Below are 26,055 nucleotides of genomic sequence, written 5' to 3'. Positions count from 1 at the left end.
TGGCGCTTTTGCCGGTTATTGTGTGCATCACGCTGCCACCCCGTTTACCACGTTGCCGTTGACGATCACACCGCTGCTGCCGAAATCGAAGTAATGCCCCGCTGCCGGGCTTTGCGCTGTCTGGATGAACGGCGCGTAGTTGAAGCTGAGCGATTGCACGCCGCTCACGCCGGCCACCGCCATCACCGCCTCGACCAGCTGGCTGAGGAATACCGGGCCATCCGGCCCCAGCCGCTCGGCGCGCAGCAGGCCGCCACTGCCGGGCAGATCGGGCTCGGCGTACAGCGCCTGCAGTACAGCCGCCACCACAGTGGCCGGCACGTGATCCGGGTGCACCTGCACCGCCAGCGACAACGATGCGTACTGCGGCAAGGCCGGCTCTACCTGGATGGGCGCATCCAGCTCCGACAGCGCACGCAATTTGGCCTTGATGGCCGGTTTGAGCTGCGGATCGCCGATGTAATTGACCACCGCAGCCGGGCGCTGCCCGCCTTCATCCCAGCGCCAGCTGACCCTCACCGCGCGCACGCCGGCAGCCTGCGCAGCGGCCGCTTCCAGATCGGCCAGCGAGATCGCCCGCCCCAGCAGCAAGGCCGAGCGCGGTGCATACGCGGCCAGCTCGGCCGGGCTTTCCGCATCGGCGCCGCCAAACGCGGCCAGCACGTTGCGCACGCCCTTGAGGCCGGCTACCGGCTTGGCCAGTTGCTTGATCAAGCCGGCAGGCGGCGCTGCCTGCCCCGCGCCATGGCGATAATCGGCGCTGACCACCACGCCGGACGCCAGCCGGGCAGCGCCGCCAAACTGGATATAAGTCTCGCCCGCTTCATCGTGGCGCACTGTGTACACTTGGGTGCTTTCATCCACGCCGTAAAAACTGGCAACCTCGTGCCAGCGCACACCACCCACCCACACCGACAGCGAACTGGCCACGCCGCTGGCGTTACTGGCGGATAGATAAGTCAGCGGTTTTTTCTGCAGCTTGAATGTCTGCGTAGCCTGTGCGCCATCGCCACGCCCCAGCACTTCGCCATGCACGCTTTCGCCACGCGATACCTGCAGCACGTTGCCGTACAGCGTGACCGGTGCAGCCAGCGTCTTGCCCCATGCCGGGGTGGCGTTCAGCGTGGCGGCATGGGTGCTGGCGCTGAGACTGCCGTTGGTAGCAACACCTTCGTCGTGCGCATCCTGCAGCAGCACGCCGTTGAGCGGCACGCGCGCCGGATCGAGCAGGCCGGGCAGATAGACCGGATCACCTTGGCTGAGCGTATCGAGAATCGGCGCAAGCACCCGGGCTGCCGGATACAGCGCGTAATGGATGCTGGCCAACGTGGCATTGAGCGTGATGCCCGGCGCGCTATCGAGCGTGATGGTGGTGCTGCCGAGCTTGATCGGCGGGCTGACCAGCGTACTGGTGTGGCTGGCACTGTCGGTAATCGTGCTCGACAGCGAGGCCAGCACCGTGCGCTGGTTTTCGGTACTGCTGGCCACACGGTGTACTTCCAGTGCGCTGCCCTGCTCGAGCAACACGATCTGCCCGCTGCGTATCGGATGGGTGCCAGCCAATGCAATCTGGCTACCGCTGACCGCAGCCGACTCCCCCGTGCCCGCAGCCAGCCCCCACACGCTGGTGACCGCACCCGGTGCCAGCAAGTGCACTTGCGCGTAGGTAGCGCCAGTTGGCGGTGTGATGCTGCTGGAGAATGTGATGCGCGTTGCCGGCACTTTGGCACGCAGTGGCTCAGCCACTACGCTCGCCACGCGGCGTGCATGCAGCTGGCCGTTGATCTCCAGCACCACCGCATCGCCGGCCTGCAAGCGCACGCTGCCGGGCTCGGCCAGCAACCAGCTGAAGCTACCCGGCAAGGTGGTACCACGCACCCGGGCCACCGCCAGGCCATTCAGACGTGGGTCAATGGCGGCATCGGTATCCAGCTCGAAAATTTGCGGCGGCTGGCCGGCAAACGCGCTGCTGCGGAATGCCGTGCCCCGGGCGAGCTTCACCGGCTGCTTGCCATCGGCCTCCGCAGCCAGCAAGGCGCTGGCAGCCATGGCCGGGCGTGCCTGGTAGCCCAGCAATTCAACCAGCCGGCGCTGCGCGCCCGGCAGGCCTGCGGTATGCAGATAGGCTTCGCCGGCAACCAGCGTATCGTAGAAGCTGACCACATCGAACACATAGGCGCCCATTTCGACCAGCATCAGGCCGAAATCGTGGCCATCCCGCGCACGCCAGTTATGCAGCGCCGGAGCCTTGCCGATGCCGGCCAGCAGCGCACCGCGCCATTCGCCAAACGTACCCAGCGCATGTGCGGGGCGGAAAAAAGCCGACGCCAGCGCAGCCGGAATGGCGCGCGGCTGCGGGAAGGAATGGCTATCGCACACGCAGCTCATACGCCGCCCTCCATGATCAGTTTGACTGCACCGCGTTCGGGCAGATCGCGATCATTGCTGACGCGCACCACCTCGTCAGCGGCGATGGCGATGGAAAACTCGTTGAATGCACGCCAGCCGAACCAGCCGCGCCGCCGTACCTGCATGCCCTCCACCGCCTTCACGCCCGGCACGCGCTGGATGGCTGCCAGCAAAGCCGCACGCGATAGCGGCGTGCCGAAGGTGAAGTTGTCCGGATCAAAAAAACCGCTCATGCCGTCGCCGCCGAACAAGGCCTGCAGCACCCGCCCCTTTACCTCCCCCTGGTAGGCATTGGGCTGTACGCAGATGCAGATTTCCAGATCGAAACTGGCGTAGCGTGGCGCCAGCACCTTTGTTTCCCGCCCGGCCTGGCGCACACGGTCCAGCAGCGCGCCAAGCTCGTCGCGTTGCGCGTTGCTGAGCCCGTAGGCATCGCGTGCATCCGGCGTGACCATCATCGTGGGCCAGCTGCCGGTCCAGCGCTGCGTTGCCCCGGCCTGCTGCACCCACGGCAGGCGGCCGGCGATCTCGGCGTAATCCTCGGGGCGCACCGCACGCTGCGTGATGGCGCGGAATGCCTGCGGTGCATTGATACGGATCTGCTCCGTACTTTCCGGATCACGCCCTCCGGTGGCAGCCAGCGGATTGCTGACCGCATCGACAAACGCCGGCTGGCTATCAAAGCGCACCAGCGTATCCACAGTGACATTCATCAGCCGGCCATTGCCCAGCCGGTAGCGGACGGCAAATACTTCCCCCTCAGGCGGCGCCAGGCCGAATTCGCCATCGCCAAAGCGCAGCGTTGCGCCCGCATCGCTGGCGTAATCGACCAGCTCGGTGATCTTGCCAAAGCGCTCCACGCCGAACACGCGCCGGTACAGTCCGTCATCGATCACGAATGCCAGCGCGGTGGCCGTTGCGGTTTCCTCACCGATCAGCGCCTGTTGCCATTGCCACAGCTCGGCATTGCCTTCCTGCACCACTTCGATTTCCGGGCGGCTGGCGCCCTTGTGCGCATACCAGGCCAATGGCACCCGATCTGAATCGGGCAACGAGTACAGGTATTTGATGCGTGCCTGCTCGGCCGCATAATCGAGCGCGTTGTTGATGCCCACGCGCTCGATGGCTTGCGGCAAGCCGGCATCCGGGTCAGACGGATTGATGGCAGCGCCGATGCGGAAACGCAGTGGCGGCAGGCTGCGTGCCGGCAATGTACGCCCGGACGTGGCCGGCACGATATTGCCCAAAATCACCAGCGTTTCCAGATCCAGCGGGTATGGCGTGGGAGCATCCCAGCGGATAATGGTGACGTTGTTGCCCAGCAGCACATCGCTGCTGTCATGCGCAAACACCACCCGCACAGCCAGCCTGCGTTCCGGCTTGGCGGGATCGGTCGGCAGCGTATGCAGGATCAGCCATTTTCCCAACGGGTCGGTTGGCTCCCACGGTGCCAGTAGCGCTTCGTAGTGGCCGCTTAGCGTCAGGCTGGTACTGCCGGCGGGCAGGCAGGTATCGTTTTCATCCCAGATATACGGAGTGAGCTGGTTAAGATCCTGGCGGACCGGAAAATCCTCGTCGAAATCGGCAAGGCCATAACCCACTTCGAACGCCAGCTGCTGCGCCGCATCGGTTACCACGGTGCCGCCCTTGACGTTGCCATTGGCGTTGGCAGTAAAAGCCAGCCACGCGAACGCCCCGTTGCCGTTATCCACCTGGTAATCGACACGCTGTGCCAGCTGGCGCAACGAGCGCCGTTGCGTGGCGGTTTCCAGTGCGGATTCGCGCAGCAGGCGGTCTTGCGCATAGGAAAATTCGTCACCCAGCGCACTGAGCAACTCCACCATTACCACGCCCAGGTCGGCCTCCAGCCGGTCTTGCCAATCCGGATAGCGCTGTGAGGCAAAATCGAACAGCGCCTGGCGGAAACTCCAGAAATCCCGCGCGCGGTAATCCACCGGGAAATCCACCTGCGCTTCCGGCGGGCAATCGGCCGGGCCGCTTGCGCAATCGAGCTCGCTGGCGCACGACGCCTTGAACGAAAAGCGCACGCCGTTGTAATACGCATCGAGCTTGAGGCTATCGACGGTCAGCCGGTAGTAACCAAAGCCGCCGGGACCGGCAAGCGGCAGGCGCAGGACATCGCGCCCCAGTATCTGCGTGAACGCACTGCCCGGCAGCACGGCCACGGTATCCGGCGTGGTCTGCCCTTCCGCTTCGATGCGGTAAGCGCTTGGTGGCAATGCAGCCAACGCGGATTTGACCGCTGCCGGCAGCTTGTCGTGGGCAAAATAGATTTGCAGTTGATCTTGCGTGGCCGACACGTAAATGAAATCGATGCCGCTCAGCTGGCTGGATTTGCGCAGTTCTGCAATGCGATCAGGCAGGCTCATGGCGTCACCTGCAGGTTGAGGTAACGACGCTCGCCGCGCGCTTTCACCACATAGCCGATGCGGATATCCAGCCGGGCATCGTTGGCGCGCACGGTCACCTCGCTGACGGCGATCACATTGCCCAGCCAGCGGCTCAGCGCCTGGTAAACCGTGGTTTGAGCCAGCGTTGCCGCTACCTCGCCACCGGGTGCGAATACCAGCCGGCGCACGCCGCAACCGAAATCAGGACGGTTGATGCGCTCGCCCGGGCCCGTCATCAGCACCTGCATCACCAGTTGCTCGACATGGGCGCTGTAATCGGTTTCCTGCTCGGCCTGCCCGCGGCCGGCATCGATGCCGAACGGGTAATGCAGGCTGGTAAAAGGCGTATCCATATCCATGCTTCCTTGCGGGTTGCCTACTGGCCACTGGCCTTGGGCTGTGTCTGCACGATCGAAACCGGCCCTTGCGGCGCCTGTGTGGCGGCCAGACACACGCCACTGCTGGTTTTCGACAAGGTCGGCGTGCCATCGACCTTGGTACGCATATTGGTGACCACCCAGCGCACGCTCACGCAGGGGCTGGGCACGGTGCCGGTGCCGACGGGGATCTGGAACGGGCAACCGGCAATGGTGAAGGTGTCGGTCGCCAGCGCGAGCGCCGCGCCGGCCTTGGTCTTGACATTGGCGGATACGATGCTGACCGTGCCCCCGTGTGGGCATTGCAGCGACGATGCGGTGGTGAGGAGCTCGGCCATGTCTTTCCTACATCACTTCAAACGCGCCGCTATTGATCTTCACCCCGGGGCCGGCCACTTCCACCTTGCCGCCCGAGCCGCTTTCCGACGCCACACCTGCCGCCCCCACCGTATGCTTGGCCTGCCCTGCAGCGGTGACCACGTCCTGCGCCAGCGTCACACTGGCCTGGTTCTGGTTCTGCACCACCACTTCGCCCGAGCTGTCGTCGATCTTGATCAATGCCTGCGAGGTCTGCAGCAGGTGGATATCCGGCGAGGTGGCTTCCGGCGGCAATTCGCCGTCGCCCCAGAAGCAGCCCACCCAGACCGGAAACGACGGATCGCCCCCTTCAAACTCCACCCACACGCCGGCGCCCACCGGCGGCAGCGAATAAAACCCTACCGATGGCCCGGCATACGGCACGCACGGCATCGCCCACAGCGTGAGGGTATCGAGTACCGCGGGCACCGACACCTGCAGGCGGCCACGCTGGCCCGGATCCTGGTTGTCAGTCACCGTACCGCGGTATTTGCCGAAGTAATGGTTACGTACCCACCGTTCGATATCGTGCAGGAGGTCCATATCAGTTCCAGCCGTTGCGGATCAGTTCGGCGGTCATCACGTGATCGTCCGGCGTGATCTTGTGCACCACGCGCGCTACCAGGTAATGGCCGGAATGGCGCGAACCAGCGCCGGTCAGCTGCACCACACTGTGTGCGCGCAGCACGTTCTTCAGTACCGATTGCTTGACGGTCACCTGCGCCTGCACGAACCAGCCGTGGTCGATCAGCGCGGCCTCGGCACGGGCGCCCAGATCGCCGGCATCGTCCACCGGCACCGCCAGATGCTGCTTGCGCACTTCAGTCGCCACATCCGCCAGGCCCTGCGCCGCCAGCCCTACCAGCGGCGAGCGCTCGCGGCTGCCGTCGATGACCTGCTTCGAGCCCAGATCGAGCTGGGAGAGCGATGCGGCCACTGCGCGCTCTACATTCCATTCGATGCTCAGTGCATCGACATTGGGCTCGGCCACGTTGATGCGCAGCTCCAGCGCCGGCTCGGCATCGGTGGGCGGTGCCTTGAAATGCGCGGTAGGCAGGCCGGTGATGGCATCGAAACTGAGCCAGAACCAGAAGCCGTTACGGCGCGCCAGCCGGTAGATGAAAGCCAGATCGGTTTCGCGTTGTACCAATGCATGCTTGAGCTCGGCATGCATGGCCGTGGTGGTGGTCACATCCGGGATGAAACCGTAGCTGCCCAGCACGCTCAGCACTGCCGATGAATCGGTGAGGTCAGACCACAGCACGGCCTTGTTCTCGCGCGCCATGGTGATGGATTGATCGGCGCCCAGCACATCGACGACCGAGCCAGTGCCGCCCTGCACCAGTGATGCGCGATGGCCGATCACCGGGCCGCGCACCAGCATGGCGTTGGCGTCACCCGCGCGCACGATCACGCCCAGATCCGTACCGGGGCCAAAGCGTGCATCGGCCAGGATGCCCAGGTCGCCATCGACGATGCCGATGCCGTAGCGCAGCCGGAAGCTGGCCGGTTCGAGCACGCTTTCGATCACCTCGACCTCGGCCGGCAGATCCAGCGTGGGGTCGGGGATGCCGTTGACGCAGAGCGCGGCACCCAGGCTCATGATTTGCCTGGCACGGGGATGACCACTTCGCGCAGCTCGGTCAGCACTTCAGCGCGCATGGCATCGTTGATTTCAGCCAGCCGCCAGTAGCCGCTGGGGTCGGACAGGTACAGCGCCGCCAGGTGATCTGGGCGTTCGCCTTCGCGGCGCACGTGCACGCCACGGAAGGTCTGCTTCGGTGCGGGTGCGGGTGGAATCACCTCGACGGTGCGGCCGCGTGCATCGGTCATCAACACCGGGGTTACGGCTACGTAGCGGCTTTTGGAATCGAACATATGCGGTCCTAGATCGGCAGCATGCCGATGATGGATTCGACGCTGTTGGCCAGATTGGCCAGTGCCAGTGCCTCTTTCTGGCCACGCGTGAACTTGTAGCAAGCCTTGGCGATCTCCACCGTGGCGCCGGTGGCGGCATCGCCGCTGACGGTGACGAGGTCGTCCAGATCCAGCACCTTCACGCCCAGTGTGGCCTTGGCGCGGATCGGATACAGCAATGGCGAGAACTGCTGCTCTTCGATGGTCATGCTGGTGATGCGCACCGGCACGATGCGCCCCGGCCCCCAGAAGAACAGCACGATGGGCACTTCGCGGCGCGTCAATTGCGTTTCTACCCCGGCATCGGCACCGAAGCTGCCCGACAACCCGCCGCCAGAGAACGATACCGATGCCGATACGCTGCCCAGCAAGCCACCCAGCAGGCTGTCGCCCGGCGGGTACAGCAGCATCTCGATCGCCGCGATGCGGTCGGCCACGCCGGTAAGCGTGGCGACCGGATGCGAATCGGGTGCCTCCAGCGCATCGGTGGCATCGAGCTCCAGCGTCAGCGAAAAGGTTTCCGCCGGATCGAACGGCTGCGACAGCGACAGGCGCTGATCACGCGTCAGGTCGTCCAGCCGGTGCGCGGGGTCGATGCTGTCGTTCTCGCCCCACTTGATGGCGCGTTGCGGCGGCTGCCACGGCGTGAGGCTGCGGCTCATCGTTTCCGGGTTGTACTGGAAGATGATGATGTTGGGGATGGGAATCAGCATCGGTGCGCCGAAGTAGATCAGCGCGCCTTTCAACAGTTTGGGGGTACGGGAATAACCTGTGTTTGCCATGTTTATGCCCAGTGATTCCGTGATTCCATGATGTCGCGGTTGTTGTTCTGTGCCCGCACAAAGGCTGGAGCCATCTCATCGGGAGACAATCGATCGGAACGCCCGGCCGGCTGCGCCAGGGTGTTGTTGTAGTAATCCTTTTCAACCGTGCGCAACCCGTTATCGAGGCGCCCCATCATGTCGTCGCGCATCCAGCGGTAAGTCGCCTGCATGCCGTGATGGATACCGGCGCGCATGTCGGTACGGCCTTGCGGGGTGGCCGTAAACGCACGGAATGCGGCTTCATCACCAAACAGCGCGTCGTGTACCGGCTGCGGTGTCACGTGGGAGCGGAATTCCATATGCACCGCCAAGCTCTGGGAAAGGCCGGATGCATCGGTAAAACCGGGCGGCGGCATGATCCCCTGGATGTGCAGCCGACCACGCCGGTGCGTGGTATTTGCCACCGAAATCACCGGCATTTCCGGCCCGCGCGCCGACTGCGATGTCCCCGCCAGTGACTTGATGCCGATGGCGGAGCCGGTGGCCGGCTGGAAGCTGACAGGTTGATCGCCATCTGCGGTCAACCCGACCGGCGCATACAGGGGAAGCGGATGCTTGAAGGGTTTCAGCAAACCGCTGTGCCAGTTGCTGAAGTATTCGATCAGCAGGAACTGCGTGGTGTGATGGGACTCCCGCTCCATGCCCCGGTCACCGCCCGTCTGGTTGCTGTCCCCATAGCGGCCTGTTACCAGCGCGAGCACGCCAGAGCCCTGATTGCGGGCGCCCGCGCCGGTACCGGACACGTAGTCCGCCTTGGAGGGCACATGCGCCAGGGTGATGCTGGTACTTTCAATCGCCAGCGTCTCGATTTCCTGCTTGGCCCTGCCGCTGAGCACCAGGCCCGGCCTGCCATAAATACCGAATGTGGGGCCACGTGCTTCCAGATAGGTGCGGGTGCGGCCCTGATACTTCTCCCACAACGGTGATCCGCGCGTGGCGCCGGTCCAGGTATTGGCCATCAGCACTTCCCACAGCGCGGAACCGCTGCCGACCTGCCCCATGTTGAGGAAAGCAAACGAGATGCTCCGCACCGGCTCGGCGGTAACAAGGTAGTTCCAGTCGTCGCGCCGCTCGACCGCAAGCGATACACGCAAGCCAAGGCCGCGCTCCAGGAAATAGGCCTCGATGGCGCGCTCGAATACGCGGATGTTCAAACGCAGCTCTACCGGGCCTGCCGCGGGCGCGCTGCCTGCGGCGGCACGTGGCCGGTGTTCGACCAGCGATTCGCCTGCAATGCGCGCGACCGCATGCTGCAACTCGGATACGCGGTTGCCATCGGTGTAGTAATTCTTGATCTGCGTGCAGAGCGCGTCCGGGTAATGCGACGGCCAGCCTGCCATGTTGCGGATATGATGGCGCAGTTTCTCGTGCACATTGGCAAGCTGCGGCGTTACCGTGGCAGGCAGCGTGGTCGTTGCCGGTACCGTACCGCCATGTTCCGGGTCCATGCGCCGGTAATGCGCCAGCACCGCCTCGCCCCGCGATAGCCGCCGTATCATGCGCCCTACCGTACCCACACCCAGCGCTGGCTGCCAGCCGCCAACCCGTCCACCGCGAACCGGGATTGGCCGTGGCGCCGTGCCGCCCTGCGCGGCCTGCAACGCCATGGCGTCGGCAGACTGCTCCGCGCCGGAATCAAAACGCAATCCCCCACGGGCTGACGGCACCACGGGGGCAGATGAACGCGATGTGCCACCCGCCAACGGGCGCGGCCCGGTTTGCTGCAGCACATGCGCAAGCTCATGGCGCAGTACCTGCTGCCCTTTGCCGCGCTCCGGTGACAGCCCTGGCGCCAGGTAGACGTGGCTGCCGGTAGCCAGACCATCGGCACCGAAACGGCGGGTGACGCCGGCAGCAGCCCCTTCGCTATGCAGGCGCACATGGGAAAAATCGTGGCCGAATTGCGATTCCATGCGCTGCCTGGTGTGCGGTGCCAGTGGCTGACCTGCGCCCGGCGTGGCGGGAATGGCCTGCAGCGGATCGGCAGGCGTATCCGATGGCGAGGCGTCGCCCTCGGGAAAATCGGTACCGTGCGGAACCACCTGCGCATCGGCACCGGTACCGGTCGGTATGGCCGGGAAGTTGAACCTGTCCAGCAAGTTGTTGAATCCGGCAATCAGGTCGGTGCGGATTTCATTCAGCCGTGGCTGCAAGGTGTCGTCAACAAACTCGGCCCAATAATGATTGGGATTTCCCGATTCAGGCAACTGCGCAACGATGGCATCAAGAATCTGCTGTTTGAGCCCCAGTTGATCCAGTACGAACAGGATACCCCTACCTACCAGCCGGTATTTGGCGCTGAGCCGTTCGACCACCAGATTGATCAGCACATCCAGCACCTGATCCATCGGGATGATTTCACGCGGCAGTTGCAGACTGTTGATGGTATGAACCAGCTCGCCGATATGCTCGGGGAAGTTGAGGAAGGCTTCCTGCACCTCCGTCATCACCACACCCGCCTCGACCAGCATCCTCTGGGCCTCGGCAATCATGCTGGGTTCGAGGTAATCGGCAAATTCGCCGATCATTTCAAACCCCATGGCCAGAACCGGGTGGCTCTGAACGAAGCTCTCCATCGAAATGAAACTTTGCCCGGCACGTACGCGCATGCGGTTTACCGCGTGACCGAAGCGCACACCGAGACCACTGAGCCGCTGCATCAGTTGGCCAAACCGGGCGATCGTACCGCCACTGCGGCTACCGGTAGCCGGCCTGCGCGGCGGGCGCGGGTTACGCACAACGGAAACGGCAGCAGGCACCAGCCCGGTGAGCAATGCCCAGTTGATGAAACGATCCGGCTCGAACAATTGCCCGCTTACCACGTCGATCAGGCCCTCGATGAAACCGGTCGGGTTATCCAGAACCTGCGTCTTGATCTCGTCGAATTCCGGGCTGGCAATGAAACCCAGGATGGAGGCGGCAAGCCGGGTTGCCATCAGCACCTGGCCAGCACCGGGCACGAATTCGAGCGCATCCATCGCAAGATTGGCGCTCCACTCGATGAAGGCTTCCAGCTCCTGCAAGTTGCGGACGATGGCTTCCATGCCGGTCGCGTTGTTCAGCTCTTCGAGCAATGCATCGTCGTTTTCACGCACGATGAGCATGCGGCCGTTGCGGATGATGCGGAACAACTCACGGGTGCCGGTGCGCTGACGGGTAACGGGATCCGCTTCGACCGGCACGCCATCGACGATCAATTGCGAGGGGCGATAGCTATCCAACGCGGTCTGCGAACCATAATCAGGGTGGAACTCCACGGTATGCGCGGCACTGACCAGCTGATAGACGATGCCATTGATGGTGAATGGCTCGGCACCGGACAATTCGCGCGTGCCCGGCAGCACCATGAAAGCAGCATGAGCGGGGTCTTCCTCCCCCTGCGGGCGAACCACAAAGCCTGTTTGCAGCTGGACGCGGGCCTTGATGGCTTCCATCGCCTGCACCAGCGCCTGCATGCGGGCGACCGATGCATCCAGCCATGCCTGGTCTGCGCGCTCTGCCGGCGTCATCAGATCAAGCAGCAACACGCGGGCATCGCTGGCAGCGGCACGGATAGCGCGGTTGAGCGCGGCTTGCCAGACGATGATAAGGTCGTAGCGCTCGGATTGGGAGAGCTCCGTAACGATATCGATAGCCCCGGATGCCGGTGGGCGGAACAGTTCCAGCACGGCAAGCGAACCATGCAGCGGCGCATCGGTATCCGGGCTGATCAGCTGCGTGAACGTCTGCAGGCGATGGATGGCCTCGGTCGGATTGTTGTAGGTATCCACACCGATATGGCGATAGCTTTCCAGCAAGGGCAGCACACGGAATTTGACCAGCAGTTGCCGGTCTTGCACCCAGGCGCGGCGCTGCGTGTGCAGATAGCGGATTTGCGCATCACCGGCTTCGGTTTGTACCGCGGTACCGAATCCGGCACTGGCAGACTGGACCTGCGCGGCATCCAGCGAAGTGAAGGTGTTGAGCCAGCGAAACCAGAATGGCGCAGCAGGCGCGTTGCCACCTACATCGTCTTCAACCGGCGCCAGCGGATAGGCTGCGCTGCCAAGCAACGCCGGGTCAACCGACGTCGTGGCCAGTGCCGGCGTCATCATCACGGCGCGAATCAGCGCATCCAGCGTAGGGTCGCGGCGCAGGCGGTCAACCACGGGCTGCAGCGGCGGTACCGACCAGAAAAACAGCGTTCCCCCTGCCGCGGGCTCGGCGACCGGAAAAATGGCGAAATCCATGAACGGATCGTCCACGCCCATGGCGATCGCATTGTCATTGAGGAATTGCTGCGTTTTCGGGTGTGCCATCACCAGGTGATAGGTCGGCACCCCATCAACGGCATTGATGGCCAGCCGGTAATCATTGGCGGTCAGCGTATAGCGCCTTGGGCGGGGAATGGCTTCCAGGGTTGCCCGCGTACGGCTGCGTATCGTTTCACGATCGACGTCGAAGTTGCCCTCCTCGCCGGGCATGCCGTTGCGGCCGGTCAGGATGGCCTCGATAGCGTCGCTGGCACGTGAAAAATACTCAGCCAGGAATACATTGGCCAGTTGCCGTGATGTCAGAAAGCCCAAGCCACGGATGGGGGTGTCCGCTTCGAAACCCATGCCGCTCTCGCCGCCTGAAAAGTCGGCAATTGCCGCCTGGCCATCACGATGCCAGTCTCCGGTCAGTGCAAACTGGCTTTCGGTGCCGCCATTGTCGGTAGCGGTTGCCACGGCATCGCATTGCGCCATCAGCGCCTGCCACTGCATGCCGGAAGCAAGCTGATACAGCTTGCGGGCCAGCGCCAGCCGGTGTGCGATACGCAAGTCGTTGCCCCATTGCCGCTCCAGCGTGGTGGTGCTGCCGAATCGCGCCTGCAGGCGTACATCCGCCTGGTAATCGTAGCTGGCAGCTTCCGCCTGCAATTCGGGCAGATAGGCAAGGATAAGCCCGTACCAAGTGGCCAATCCCAAGTCAAAGCTGGCCTCATCCCGGCGCGACATGCTGATCATCGGCGCTTCCAGGCTGCTTTGCGCATAGGTGCGCAGGCGCGCATTGGCGTTGTTCAGTGCGGTACGGTAGGCCCCCGGCGCCGGGAGCCGGGCGCTGGCATCGCGGGCAAATACGGTAGTGGCAAAGGCTTCCAGCGTGGTGCGGAACTGCTGCGCCGTGGGTGTATTGGCTTGGTCCCGCAGGCGTTGCGGGGCGCTGCCACCGGCCAGCACATCGCGCACGGCACGCCATACGTCGATCGCACGTTGCGCCACGTTGCGGATACGCTCTGCCACCAGGCCGTAAACCGCCACCGAGCCATATGACGTTGCTTGCGGTCCGATCCCCTCGAAGCCATGCAAAAGCTGTTCCGCCACGCTCAGCCGCTTGAGAAAAGCCGGGCCGGTACCAACCTGCTGATTGGCGCGCGCCTCGAACATCGACATCATCTGTACGCGTTCTTCGTTGGCGATACGCAGGTGATCCAGCGCGAAGAAAAACAGCTCGTTCTCGACCAGGGTATCGCCGCCGGCTTCCGCGCTCTGGATCAGTTGGCGCTCCCAGGCAACAAAATCACCAAACGACGGATCATCCGCAACCAGCGACTGGATCGCGCGGCGCGGTGCCATCAGATAGGTGCGAAAGGTATCGACAAACTGCCGGGGGAAAAACCGGCGCAGTGGTTCGCGCGCCAGTTGTTCTGCCAGCCAGCCATTGCCAACTGCTTCCAGCCCGAACTCCTGGGTGCCCGTATCGTGCAGTACGCATTTCAGATCCGGGGCAATCAGCAGCAAGCCGGCCGCAGCTTCGCTGGCACGCAATGCGCGCAACGTATCTGCCAGCAAGCCCAGTGCCGCCGGCGTGGCGCTGTCCCACTCGGCAGCCCTGACCCGATCGATCAGCAACTGGCGGTTTGCAGCCCGTTGCCCGAGCTCATCCCCCAGCAGACCGCGCAACGTAGTCTCCAGCGCCCGCAATGCGGTCAGCTCGTCACTAGAAGTCGTTGCAGTCGCATGAATATCGGCCAGCCGGGTCAACGATTGCGTGGTGGTGAAACGCCGGGGCAACTGGCGTAATTCGGAGCGCTGGGCAACCCCGCCACCCTGCACATCGGTTGCCGACCATAGCCGGTTGCTGGCGCGGCGGCCGGTCTGCTGCAACACGTGCGTGAGCTCATGCCCGATCAATGCCCGGCCTGCCGAAGTTTCAGGCACGTACTGGCCTTCGCCGAAATAGATATGTGCACCGCTCACGAAAGCTTGCGCCTGCTGCTGGCGGGCCGCTGCATGCGCTGCCGCATCGCGGTGGATGCGTACTGCGGAAAGATCGCTGTCGAAAGCGGTTTCCAGCTCGCCACGCAGGCTGACGGGCAGTGCATCCCCCCGGCTGCCCGGCAAGGAAACAGCGGCTGCCAGCGCTGGCCTGATCTGCTTGCCGAGACCACCGTCACCCCGTGCAAAACGCTGCCCCAGATGCTCGGCCTGGCGCTCGCGGCTATCAGACTGCGCTGCGCCGGTACGCTTCTGCACGCGTGATGTTTGTTTGGCGGGTTTCGCCCGGGCAAGCTGCGCAAGCGACTTCATGATCAGCGCCCCACCAATGCAATCAGCTCGCGCGCAGACAAGCCATTGCCGTCCTTGGCCAGTTCACGCGCCAGTGCATCGGCCAGCAGTGCAAGCGTGGGGGAGGCGCCGGCGCGGCGGGCGGCAAACAATGCGGACAGCGCAGCGCTCTTGATCTGCGCGCCGGTGGACTCGACTGCTGCCAGCCGTTGCAACGCGGCCTTGAGCGTTTTCACCTGGCCGGCGCCGAACAATGCCGTCAGCGTGCGTTGCCAGATGGCAAGGCGCGCGGCCTCGTCCGGGCGGGAGAACTCCACCACATGGCGGATGCGGCGGATGAAGGCCGGATCGATATTGGCCTTGAGGTTGGTGGCCATCAGTACCACGCCATCGAAGCTTTCCAGCGCCACCATCAGGTGGCTGATGTCCATGTTGGCAAAGCGGTCCTGCGCATCGCGCACTTCTTCCACGCGCTTGCCGTACAGCGCATCGGCCTCATCGAAGAACAGCACGGAATGACGGCTGACCTTGGCTGAGAGAATTTTCTGCAGGTTCTGTGCGGTTTCGCCCACCCATTTGCTCAGCACCGCAGACAGATCGATACGCAGCAGGTCCAGCCCCAGCTCGGCAGCGATCACCTGCGCCGCCATGGTCTTGCCGGTGCCAGGCGGGCCGGCAAACAGCGCCGCCAGGCCGCGCCCATGCGGATACAGGCGGCGCGCTTCGGGCTCCGCCCACAGGCGGTTGCGCTCGCGCGCTTCGAAAGCGATGTCTTCCAACCGGTTGCGCACGGCTTCGGGCACCACCAGATCGTTCCAGCCGAACGTACAATCGATGCGCTGCGCCAGCCCGCCCAAGTCATCACGTATGCCTTCGCGTACCCGCAAGCCTGCCTCGGCGGCATCACGCGGAGCGGTGGCGGCAGCCTGCTGGATATTGGCGATACCCACGTCGTAGCGTGCGGCCAGATCATCCAGTTGCCCTTGCGGCCATGCGGCCGCTTCAGGTAACGCACGTAGCCACAATGCGCGGCGTGCCTCGGCATCGGGGGCGGGCAGGCTCAGCTGCAAATCACGCACACCCGGCAATGCGGGTAGCGCGGCAGTGCCGATCACGAACTGGACCGGAAACAGCGGCAGCCCCGATTGCAGTACCGGTGCCATCGCAGCATTGGCATCCGGCCCCTCGAACAACGGTGCGCCGCGGTCCAGAAAAGCCTGGCGCTGGATGCGTATGGCCTTGTCGCCATCGTCGCCAGCCAGTGCACCCGGCAACACAAGCAGCAGCGGCAGCGCCAAACGGGCAGCCACCGCAGCGGCAAAATCACGCGCGGCGGGCAGATCTTCGGTCTGGATCCGCACGCGCCAGCGCACGCCTTCCGGCAGGCCGGCGCGCAGTTGCGCCGCCACCGCATCAACTGGCCATGCGGGCAGCACCAGGCCCGCTTCATGCATCTGCACGCGGCCGATCAGCGTACGATCCAGCTCGGCTTCGCCTTCCAGCCAGGCCAGCAGTTGCGGATCAAGCTGCAGCACCGCGTTGCCATCGCCGGTTTCGTGCTCGGTCAGCAAGCGCCAGGTGCGCAGCGGCGATTCGCTGGCCAACCGCACGCGCTGCGGGTGGCCGAAAACCCGGCTGGCCACCAGCATGGTCAGTTGCAGTACCCAGGGGTCGGCCTGCACCAGCTCGGCACGCAGTTGCGGAGCAAAACTCGCTACCCACAACATGGCCAGCGTATCGGTTTCCAGTTCGTCCAGGCCAAACAACGCGGCCAATTCGCGCAGGCGGCCATCGCCTGGTGCCACGGCGTCTGCCACGCGTGCCAGGCAATCGGCGGCGTAGGCTTGCCATGCCTCGCGTTCGCTCAGCCCGGCCGCGATGGCATCCTGCGTAATGGTCACGGTGCGATCCCCCAATGCGGGGCGGATTCAGCATTGCGCACGATCACGCGCAACGGCACCGCAGTGCCCGGGCTGATACCGGCAGGCAGGCGGAATTCCAACCGGTCCGGCCCGGTGCGCGGGCGGAACTGGCCTGCGGCCGGCGCGGTGTTCACCCGCTGCAGACGTTCGGTCCCGGCGATGCATTGCAGCGCATTGCCCTCCAGCGTGGTGGGGTCGAAGCCATCGAGCTTGATGGTGCCAAGCCCGCCACCAGTGAAGCCGATGCTGATGATGCCGGGCGCAATGGCCAGCGGTGCCGGGTTGGAATAACTGTCGAAATCGCGGGTGCTGCCATCGGGTTGTTTGAAGCGACTGACTGTTTTCACCAGCACCGTGTAGATGCCGGGCAACAGCGGCTGGCCGCTGGCGGTGGGCTGCAACGTGGCGGTGAGTATGCTGCCATCGGTGCTGACTGCCCACGCGGCATCGGCCACCACTGGTGCATCGAAATCCGGGTGGTTGAGCAGCAAGCTGGTGACATCGCCCTTGAGGTCACTGCCGTACACGCTGACCTGTTGCCCGAATGCCGCTTCGGCCGGTGACACCTGCAGCTCGCGCACAGCCGGATCGCCGGGCAAGGCAAACTGCACGGTGTTGCGGGTGCCGTCGATGACGGCCTTGCCACGCACCAGTGTGTGCACGCCCACCGACAATACGCGGGTGCTGCGGCTTTTCAGCTCCTCGGGTTCGAGCAAGGTGGCGGACACTTCGAAATAAGCGGCCAGCCGCATTGCCTGTGTGCCCGATTGCCAGTATTGCGATGCCTCTTCGGCGGGCGTGGGACGCAGCGTGATGCGCAGCTTGTTGCCCTGCCCGCGCAGCGCCAGCGGCATGACAGCGATCAGGCCACCGATGCCGTCGTCGACCATCGTGTTGTCGTCGATCAGCGGAAAATCGTGCAGCGTTTTGACTCCTAGGCCCATCAGCAACTGGTCTACATAGGTGCGCTTGCCGGCGTCCGTCATGTTGCTGCGCGGGCACAGCACGTAGTTGAGCGTCAGCCCCATGGGCTTGTAGCGCTGCGGGGTACCGTCGCCGGTTTGCCAATCCTGCGATTTGGTGTGCGCATCCTCGCGCAGGTGGTACAGGTAAAAGCTGAGTGCGTAGTCACCGGTCACCAGATCAGGCGGCGCCGGCGAGGCCACCAGCGTGGCGGATGCAGGCCAGTCCGCGTACAGCGGCAGGCGTTTTTCCAGCAAGCTGATGATGGTCTTGCTGACGAGGCTCAGGTCCAGGAGTGCCATCGGGTCCTCACAACTGGCCAATGCCAAAACGGTGGGCGGTAGCAGCCACGCTGCTGGCGGATGTTGCCGGTGCGGCAAGCACGGTGATCAGTTGGCTGGGCGCAGCGGGCAACTGCACTGCAGGCTGGGCGCGGGACGCCGCCGGGGTTTCTGCCTGGCTGGTGGTGACTGCGGCACTGGCAGGCGCGGCAACAGCCGGCGTTGCCGTGGCAGCCAGCGGTGCCGGGCTGGCTGGCGGCTGCAACCTGGCGGGCGGTATGCCGGTTTGCGGTGCGGCCAAGTCTGCTTGCGCGCGCACCGGCGCGGTGGCCTGTGGCCGCACAGCGCTGGCGGGCGCAGGTGCTGCAGGCAATGGCAATGCGGCCAGCGGCCCGGCCAGTGCGCGCATGAATGCATCGGCTTGCGCCAGCGGCGACAATTCATCCGCTGCGGCCAACGGCGGCAACGGCGCCACTGGATCGGGCGCAAGCGCGGCAGGTGCAGCTGCTGCGGCTGGGGGTTGCAGCAAGGCGGCCACGGGCTGCGCCTGCTGCCGCACCTGTACAAAGGTTTCGTGCAGTTCGGCGCCGGGCCAGTATTGCGCTTCCGACGGTGCCAGTGGCGGCACATCCGGCAACGCGTGATTGGCCGGCCATTCGGGTGCGGGAACGGCCAGCGCGGCGGCGATCGGATCTGCCGCTGTAACACGCGGCGCTGCAGCGGCGGGTTCGGTCAACGGCCACGGAGCCTCTTCAGCGAAAGGGTCGTGCAGTACACCACCTGCGTTTGCAGGGGCTTCGAGCAAGGCGCGGCGCAACAAACGCTCCAGATAGTTCATTGCCGCCCCCATTGCGTTGCGCCCCACTCGCTCGCTCGTACGCTGCCTTCGCCCGCTTCAACCAGCGCACGGCGCGTGCTGCGCGGCAGCGTGAGGATCTCCCGCAGCGACCAGCCGTAACTGCTGGCCAGCCGGTGAATTTCGGACAGCAACAGTTGCCGCTCGCCCAGCAGCCGTTGCAGCAAGAAAGATTGCAAATCGAAGTGTGCATACTGCACCGCGCCGCATTCGCTGCACGGCGCCGCGAGTTCCAAGTCGATGATGGGTGCGTTGGCTTCCAGCTCGGCACTGGCGGTTTCGATCAGCGCAGCAGGAATACCGATGGCGGCGGCCAAGGCCGCCACGCCATCACGTGCACCGTGTGCAGCAGCGGCAATTTCCTCATCCGCGGTCGGCACGCGCGTGGCCGAACCTTGCGGATCGCGGCCGGCAGCCAGGTGCGATTGCAGCTCGCGCAGCGAAAAAGACAGGTCGTAGCGCAACTGGCAAGCCGGGCAGGTCAGCGTGGAAACGATATGGTCGCCCCACAGCTGGCGATACAGCGCCGCCAGCAAGGCATCGCGCTCGGTCGCTGCCAGGCTGCCGGCCCGCAATGCGGGCTCGGCAGCATCCAGCAGGCGTTCGAGCAAGGCCACCGCGGCGCGCGTATCCACGCCCTCGACGGCTAGTTCGTCGCGGCCGCGCAGCTCGCGCAGCGTAACGCGACGCGCCGTGCCAGCCGGCGCGCTGTACAGAACGGTCGATTCCGAACGCATGATTTACCCGGCCCGCTCCGCTCAGCTCTCGACCGGCTCGGCCACTTCCACGTCACGCTCCCAGCCCTCGTTCTGCAGCACCATGTGCTCGATGGCGATGGCGTGGCCGTTGGCATCGAGCTCGGGCACCGCCTGGTACTCGGATACCCAGCAGCGGTATATCTTGTAGGCCAGCGCCACCTTGCCCTGCTCGTTCAGCAGTTCGATGGTGATGTCCTTGCGGAAGCCCTTGAGCGAAATCGCCGCATCGCCCTGCGTGCTGTAGATCAGGTTGGCCCATGCCTCGAATTCGGGATCATGGGTGAGCCCGCGTTCAAGCGTGATCGGCTCGAACTTCCACAGGCTGGGGGATAGCCGCGATGTGCTCGGATCGCCCCCTTCACGATGGGTAACCACTTCGGTGGAGCGCTTCAAGGCCGACACCTTGGAAACGCCGGCCACGTAGCGGCCATCCCACTTCACACGGAATTTCATGTTCTTGTACGGATCGAAACGATGCGTATTGACCGGAAACTGCGCCATTTGAAAGGTTCCTTATCTGGGTGTCTGGTTCTGTCAGGGTGGGCTCAGGCAGTGGCTCAGGTCTGGATCTGACCGGCGATCTGCTGCAGCGACAACACAACGAACTCGGCCGGTTTCAGCGGTGCAAACCCGACCAATACGTTGACGACACCCAGGTTGCGGTCGTTTTGCGTGGTGGTACTGGCATCGCATTTCACGAAATACGCTTCACGCGGCGTTGCGCCCTGGAAGGCACCCTGGCGGAACAGGTTGTGCATGAAAGCACCCACGTTCAGGCGGATCTGCGCCCACAGCGGCTCGTCGTTTGGCTCGAACACTGCCCACTTCAGGCCGCGGTACAGGCTTTCTTCCATGTACAGCGCCAGGCGGCGGATGGGGATGTACTTGTATTCGGAGCCGAAGCCATCGTCGCCATCCATGGTGCGTGCACCCCAGTTGACGATGCCGTTGGGGAACACACGAATGGTGTTGACCGCCTTGGGGTTGAGCAGGCCGTTTTCACCATCGGAGAACCGGTACTGCACGCCCAGCACGCCACGCAGATCCGCTTCGGTACCGGCCGGAGCCTTCCATACGCCACGGCTGCCGTCGATGCGGGCAAACAGGCCGGCAATGGCGCCGCTCGGGCCCACCACCACTTCCTTGCCGGCGTCTTCCACCTTCAGGTTGGGGAAGAACAACGCAGAATGATCCTTGACGAGGCCGATGCGCAGCGAATTGACGCCGCTCGTGACATGCGTGGCATCCTGCGCGGTTTTCCAGGTCCTGGGCGGATCCAGCAGCAGGAAGGCGCGGCGGCGCTGGGCAAATACCGAAGCCGGGCCCCACAGCTTGCGTACGGTGTCCTCGAGATGTTCTTCATCGCGCGGTAGCACCAGCAGGTTGAAGAGATCAATTTCGCGGTCAGCAATGGTGTAGGCTTTTTCGTAATCGGCCACGTCCGGCTTGCCGCCATCGTTGCCGACCACACCGCCTTCGTAGAAGTTGCCGGTGCCCGGCGCTGCCAGGCTGTAGTAACGCACGCTGGCCAGCGGCGACGCGAACATGGTGGCAGCGCCGGTAGCCGCCAGCGTACCGGTGGCATTGTCCGGCTGACTGCCGACCGGGATCAGCGCCAGGCGGTTGCCCCATACTTCGGCAGTCCACTCGAACGATGGATCACTGGCGCGCTTGGCCACGATGGCGGCGGCCAGGATGCCCAGTTTTTCACGCACGCCACCTCGGCCGTCATCGTCGCTGGTGGCGTTCTTGTCCTGGAACAAATGCGCAGGTGCAGTCACGCCGCCAGCGGTCGAAGTGACCAGGCTATTGGCACCGGTGAGCGGGATCGATACGCCGGCCACCACGATGGCCGACGGTCCATTCTGCGGTACGGCGGCAAACTTGATGAAATCCGATGCGGGGGCCAGCAGGTTGTTCAGGCGGGTGACCACACCGGTCGGTGCCGGGCGGCGCGCTGCCGCACGGGACACCTCGATACCGCCTTGCGCGGTGCCCAGTTGCAGCCAGCTGGTAATATCCTGGTCCGCAGCCGGTTCGATGAATACGTCGCCGGTGGTGCTGGCAATCTTCAGCAACAGCGTGGCGCTATTGTTGCCCTCGCCCACCGGGCCATCCACAAGCTTGACGGTGATCGGGGTCAGCGGTGGCAAGCGGTCATTGATGAAGGTTTGCAGCGCGGCTTCAAACGCGGCAGCGAAGCCTGCGCCCCCGGCCGGCACCGCAAAGGCGGTCAGATCGATCGGCCAGGCGCTGGAACCGTTCACGCTCAGACGCAAGCGTTTGCCCTTATTGAGCAGCGCCACCACATTGGCACGCAACACGGTGGGAGTAGACGCACCGATGGCATAACCGCTGAGCGAATAGCCATCACCGGTCAGCGCCACCAGCTTGTTGGGATCCGTCACCTTGATCAGTGCTGATGCGCCGTTGATCACGTCCTCGACATAGCGCGGGGTGCCCGGCTCTGCCGACAGGTTGAGATAGCTTTCGATGTTGTTCTTGACCTGCGTGCCGTTGGCCAGCCGTACCCAGCGGAATACCTCCAGGTTGAAGGTGGCTTCCGGCTGCTGCGTGTTGTAGTTGACCGAGACACGGATGTCATTGCCCAACAGGCCTTCGGCCAGTGCGGCAATGTGCAGCACGCTGCCTGCCGCGCCAGTTTCGGCACGCAGATCGAGCTGGGCGCTGGCGGCAGTGTTGTCCGCAATGCGGATCACATACGCTTGGGTGCCGCCATTGGTGAAGAACAGTTTGACTGCCCGCGCCAGATCGCTTTTGGCGTAGGTGGCCGAGAATGCACGAACGAAATCTTCGTAGCTGAGGCATTGCTCCGGCTGGAACAATGCACCTGTCTTGGCCCGGCCAATGAACAGGGCAATCGATGTTCCGACACCAACGATGGTCCGCACGCCGCTAGGTATTTCCTGGACGTACACCCCTGGATAACTGACTGCGACTGGCATTCACATCTCCTCAGGTCTTGATTTGGCGGCTGACTTCATCCACGTGCGGCCCTTCCGCCGGGATCAGCGCTCCAGTTGCAGTGCGTGCCGGATCGGCCAGTGCGTAACGCACCCGGCCATCGGCCGCGGTCGAGGCCACCACCAGTTGGCGGCTTTCCAGCCATGCCAGTAATTGCCCCAGTGCCTGTGCACTGACAGGCACCTCGGGTATCCACCAGGCCCGCATGCCTTCAAGTGTGTCTGCCGCATACGGATGCGTTTGCCAATACATGGTCAACGCCCGCAATGCCGCCAGTTGTTCACTCTCATCCATCTGCGCCCTCTGGAACGCGACTGCCCGCTGATCAATGCAATCGGCATTCCATGTAACGTGCTGACCGCAAATGCTTGAATAGATTAAAAATAATGACAGCAGCAATTAAGACACTTCTATGAAAATGTCCGTGTCATCACCACAACATGTCATGCCAAAGTCAGCACTGGCTTGTTACGGCGTGCACGGACATGGATATCCATGCAGGTGGACATTTTTGTCCACGCGGCGGCGAGCGCAACCGGCAAGGCAATGCACACGCGCTGCAGGCAGGTATCTGGCTGAACGGGAACGGCGAGGCAAGCGCGTTACAGGCGCCCGGGGATTTGATGTGCGGGGGTCAGATGCGGAACAGCGTGGCGTCGATCTGGTGCTTGCGGATCAACTCGAAGAAGGCACGGCGGTTTTTCCGGGCAATGCGCGCGGCGTGGGTGATATTGCCTTCGCTGGCCAGCAACAGGCGTTCGATATAGTTGCGCTCGAAACGCTCTACTGCACGCGCCTTGGCCAGGTTGAAGGATTCATCTTCGGCAGCCGCTGGCTGCGCCAGATCGAGATGATCGGGAAAGAGGATGTCATCACTGCTGAGCAGCACCGCGCGTTCCATCAGGTGCTTGAGCTCGCGGACATTGCCCGGCCATTCGTAATCGCACAACAGCCGCAACGTGCTCGGATGCAGGCCGGGTAGCGGCAGGCCGTTGTCCTGACAGGCCTGTTCGATGAAATGCCGCGCCAGCAGCGGAATATCTTCCTGGCGCTCGCGCAGCGGCGGCAGTTCCAGTGCCAGCACATTGAGCCGGAAAAACAGATCCTGGCGGAAGGTACCGCGTGCCACCAGTGCCTTCAGGCAGCGGTTGCTGGCGGCGATCACCCGCACATCGGCATGGTGCAGCGTGTTGGCCCCCACCTGCCGGTAGTGTTTGTCTTCCAGAAAGCGCAGCAACTTGGCCTGCGCGCCCAGCGGCAGTGAATCGATTTCATCGAGAAACAGCGTGCCCCCTTCTGCTTCGCGCACCAGCCCGGTCCGCGCGGCATGCGCATGGGTGTACGCACCGCGCACATGGCCGAACAGCTCATCCTCGATCAGCTCCTGCGGAATGGCGCCACAGTTGACCGCTACCCAGGGGCCGCCGGCACGTGCCGACGAGTAATGGATGGTTTGCGCGCACACTTCCTTGCCGGTACCGGTTTCGCCCAGAATCAGCACCCGGGCATCCGACTGCGCCATACGTGCCAGCCGCTCGATCTGGCTGAGGAAGGCAGGGCTTTTGCCGATGGGCTCCGGGGCACGAGGCCCGGCACCGGCCCGGTGCTGCGGCTTGCTGCGCGCAACGCCTTGCCATGGCGGCACCGCTGGCAGCCCGTTTTGCGCCGGCCGCGCATGCTGCACGGAGCGGGCGGCCTGGCGCAAGCGCGCCAGCAATTCATCCTGGCTGAACGGCACGTTGAGAAAATCGCAGGCCCCGCTGGCCAGCAGGCCCAGCAAGTTTTCTCCCGCCAAGCCTTCGGCCACCACCAGCACCGGCGTGGTTGCCTGCTCGGCCCGCCAGCGCGCAATCAAGCCGGTGGCAACCGGCAGGCTGCCGGCATCGACCACGATCAGCGCCAGCTCTGCTTCTGGCAACGGCTGTGCCTGATAAGGCATGCACGACTGGCACAAGGTGGCCAATACCAGATCGCGGGTATCGGCAATGGCAGTGCGCAGCGCCGGCAAAACCGTGCTTTCCATGCTCAATACCGTCAGCGCGACAGACAGACTCGCCATTGGGATCCGGCCCCGGTTGCAATGCAACAATCGATTGAACAGCGATTTTTAGCCTGACCACGCAGGGAAAGCTAGCCCTTCCGCCATGCGTACAATGGTGTTTGTTGTTGATTTTCCAGAGATTCTTTCTGCCTGTGAAAATATGGCCAGCAGCAAAACCGTCAGAACGATGCACCAAGCTTGTGCAATGCACCGTTTGAAACCAAGCACCACAACCTACATCAGACTGTGCTTCTACTGATATGAAATGTCAGTTTCATGCCAAGCAGTTGGACAAAAAAGACCAACAGCATGTGACAGGCTTCACCAATAAAAAAACAGAAATCACGGAAAGCATGCATCCGGACGGCCAGAGATCGGCAGCAGTTGCGCTGCTGCAACGGGGCTCCATCACACCATGCCAGCCGGTGCCCATGCCGCGCGGTGGCGCTGGATGGCCAGAATGTGACACGTTACGAGCAGCATTGTATTGAAGGTAACAAAGCCCCGGTAAGTTGACAGCCCCAGCCGTATAGACATCACCATGTTGCCCATTCTGCTCAAAACCTTTCTTGAAGTAGCTCGCCAAGGCGGTGTGACCGCAGCAGCACGGCGGCTGAAGCTGAGCCAGCCTACCGTATCCGCCCAGCTGCGCCAGCTGGAGGCCGCCTACCAGGTGGAACTGTTCCAGCGCCGTGCCGGCCGGCTGGTGATGACGGATGCCGCCATTGCGCTGCTGCCCGGCGTGGAGCGGCTGCAACAGCAAGAGGCCGAGCTCGATTTCATGCTGCGCAATGCCAGCCATGCACAGGCGGGGACCTTGCGGCTGGCGGCTACCGGCCCCTTTTACCTGCTGCCGCAGGTTGCCGCGTTCCGCCGTGCGTATCCTGCCATGGAGGTGGCGCTGGAATTCGGCAACTCGCGCCATGTGATCGAAGCGCTGGGCGAGTATCGGGTTGATCTGGCGGTTTCGTCGCAGCGGCTGGATGACCACCTGCTGGCGCGCTGGACGCTGGCCAGCAGCCCGCTGGTGCTGGTGGTCAACCGTGCCCACCCGCTGGCATGTGCCGACGAAATCAACCTGGCCGAGCTTGCCACCGCCACGCTGTTGCTGCGCGAGGCAGGCTCGGTGACCCGGCAGGTGGCGGAAGCCGCGCTGGCAACCGGTGGCGTGACACCGCAGGCGATGCTGGAGCTGGGCAGCCGCGAGGCGATACGTGAGGCGGTCGCGCATGGGCTGGGCTGCACCATCATGGCAGCCGGCGAGGTATCGCCGCATCCGCAATTGCGTACCGTGCGCCTGCGCGATTGCGCCGCTACCATCGACGAATACCTGTACTGCCTGGATGCCCGCCGCAGCTTCCGCCCGATCAGCCTGTTCGTTGAAACGGCACTGGCCGGGCAAAAGCCCGGCCAGTAGTCATTAC

At 63.9% G+C, this 26,055-nt stretch carries 18 protein-coding genes; 1 reads left to right on the top strand and 17 read right to left on the bottom strand.

Annotated elements, in window-relative coordinates; translation table 11 throughout:
- Positions 1-27: 27 nt before the first annotated feature.
- The 17 genes from IGB42_RS10420 to IGB42_RS10340 form a co-directional block, all read right to left on the bottom strand.
- Complete coding sequence (locus IGB42_RS10420) at positions 28-2,388, bottom strand: hypothetical protein (protein ID WP_159671075.1); 2,361 nt, start codon at positions 2,386-2,388, stop codon at positions 28-30.
- Entirely contained in the window at positions 2,385-4,799 is a 2,415-nt protein-coding gene (locus tag IGB42_RS10415) for a putative baseplate assembly protein (protein WP_159671073.1), read from the bottom strand. Before IGB42_RS10415 ends, IGB42_RS10420 begins: the two co-directional genes overlap by 4 nt.
- Entirely contained in the window at positions 4,796-5,173 is a 378-nt protein-coding gene (locus IGB42_RS10410; RefSeq protein WP_159671071.1) for a GPW/gp25 family protein, read from the bottom strand. Before IGB42_RS10410 ends, IGB42_RS10415 begins: the two co-directional genes overlap by 4 nt.
- Positions 5,174-5,196: 23 nt before the next feature.
- On the bottom strand, positions 5,197-5,535 hold the full coding sequence (locus tag IGB42_RS10405; RefSeq protein ID WP_159671069.1) for a hypothetical protein: 339 nt from the start codon (positions 5,533-5,535) through the stop codon (positions 5,197-5,199).
- A 7-nt stretch (positions 5,536-5,542) separates the two neighbouring features.
- Entirely contained in the window at positions 5,543-6,097 is a 555-nt protein-coding gene (locus IGB42_RS10400) for a phage baseplate assembly protein V (protein WP_159671067.1), read from the bottom strand.
- Position 6,098: 1 nt separating this feature from the next.
- On the bottom strand, positions 6,099-7,157 hold the full coding sequence (locus tag IGB42_RS10395; protein ID WP_159671065.1) for a phage late control D family protein: 1,059 nt from the start codon (positions 7,155-7,157) through the stop codon (positions 6,099-6,101).
- Positions 7,154-7,432, bottom strand: a complete 279-nt coding sequence (locus tag IGB42_RS10390) for a hypothetical protein (RefSeq protein WP_159671063.1) — start codon at positions 7,430-7,432, stop codon at positions 7,154-7,156. Before IGB42_RS10390 ends, IGB42_RS10395 begins: the two co-directional genes overlap by 4 nt.
- Before the next feature lie 8 nt (positions 7,433-7,440).
- Positions 7,441-8,253 (bottom strand): hypothetical protein, encoded by an 813-nt coding sequence (locus IGB42_RS10385; protein ID WP_159671061.1) that lies wholly within the window; start codon positions 8,251-8,253, stop codon positions 7,441-7,443.
- Between the two features lie 2 nt (positions 8,254-8,255).
- Positions 8,256-14,846 carry a DUF4157 domain-containing protein gene (locus tag IGB42_RS10380; protein ID WP_159671058.1) on the bottom strand — a complete coding sequence of 2,197 codons (6,591 nt, stop codon included), beginning with the start codon at positions 14,844-14,846 and terminating at the stop codon, positions 8,256-8,258.
- A 2-nt stretch (positions 14,847-14,848) separates the two neighbouring features.
- Positions 14,849-16,726, bottom strand: coding sequence for an ATP-binding protein (locus IGB42_RS10375; protein ID WP_159671055.1), 1,878 nt, complete (start codon positions 16,724-16,726; stop codon positions 14,849-14,851).
- Complete coding sequence (locus IGB42_RS10370; protein WP_159671052.1) at positions 16,723-18,012, bottom strand: DUF4255 domain-containing protein; 1,290 nt, start codon at positions 18,010-18,012, stop codon at positions 16,723-16,725. The genes IGB42_RS10375 and IGB42_RS10370 overlap by 4 nt, the downstream gene beginning before the upstream one ends.
- A 7-nt stretch (positions 18,013-18,019) precedes the next feature.
- Entirely contained in the window at positions 18,020-18,829 is an 810-nt protein-coding gene (locus IGB42_RS10365) for a hypothetical protein (RefSeq protein WP_159671049.1), read from the bottom strand.
- Positions 18,826-19,584, bottom strand: coding sequence for a hypothetical protein (locus IGB42_RS10360; RefSeq protein WP_159671046.1), 759 nt, complete (start codon positions 19,582-19,584; stop codon positions 18,826-18,828). Before IGB42_RS10360 ends, IGB42_RS10365 begins: the two co-directional genes overlap by 4 nt.
- A gap of 21 nt (positions 19,585-19,605) precedes the next feature.
- The gene (locus IGB42_RS10355; protein ID WP_159671043.1) at positions 19,606-20,106 is read right to left on the bottom strand and encodes a phage tail protein; all 501 of its coding nucleotides are present in this window, start codon (positions 20,104-20,106) and stop codon (positions 19,606-19,608) included.
- Between the two features lie 56 nt (positions 20,107-20,162).
- Positions 20,163-22,571: a phage tail sheath C-terminal domain-containing protein gene (locus IGB42_RS21990; protein ID WP_201799891.1), complete on the bottom strand. Its 2,409-nt coding sequence runs from the start codon at positions 22,569-22,571 to the stop codon at positions 20,163-20,165.
- A 10-nt stretch (positions 22,572-22,581) separates the two neighbouring features.
- Complete coding sequence (locus tag IGB42_RS10345) at positions 22,582-22,884, bottom strand: hypothetical protein (RefSeq protein WP_159671040.1); 303 nt, start codon at positions 22,882-22,884, stop codon at positions 22,582-22,584.
- Between the two features lie 340 nt (positions 22,885-23,224).
- Positions 23,225-24,649 carry a sigma-54 dependent transcriptional regulator gene (locus tag IGB42_RS10340; RefSeq protein WP_159671037.1) on the bottom strand — a complete coding sequence of 475 codons (1,425 nt, stop codon included), beginning with the start codon at positions 24,647-24,649 and terminating at the stop codon, positions 23,225-23,227.
- A 523-nt stretch (positions 24,650-25,172) separates the two neighbouring features.
- On the opposite strand from IGB42_RS10340, the gene IGB42_RS10335 reads away from it, so the two are divergent.
- A complete protein-coding gene (locus IGB42_RS10335) occupies positions 25,173-26,048 on the top strand; it encodes a LysR substrate-binding domain-containing protein (RefSeq protein WP_159671034.1) in 876 nt (291 codons plus the stop codon).
- Positions 26,049-26,055: the final 7 nt, after the last annotated feature.

It is taken from the genome of Andreprevotia sp. IGB-42 (assembly GCF_009848685.1).
Lineage (GTDB): Bacteria > Pseudomonadota > Gammaproteobacteria > Burkholderiales > Chitinibacteraceae > Andreprevotia.
Note: the sequence above shows the minus strand (reverse complement) of the source record. Positions and strands in the feature narration are given on the sequence as shown.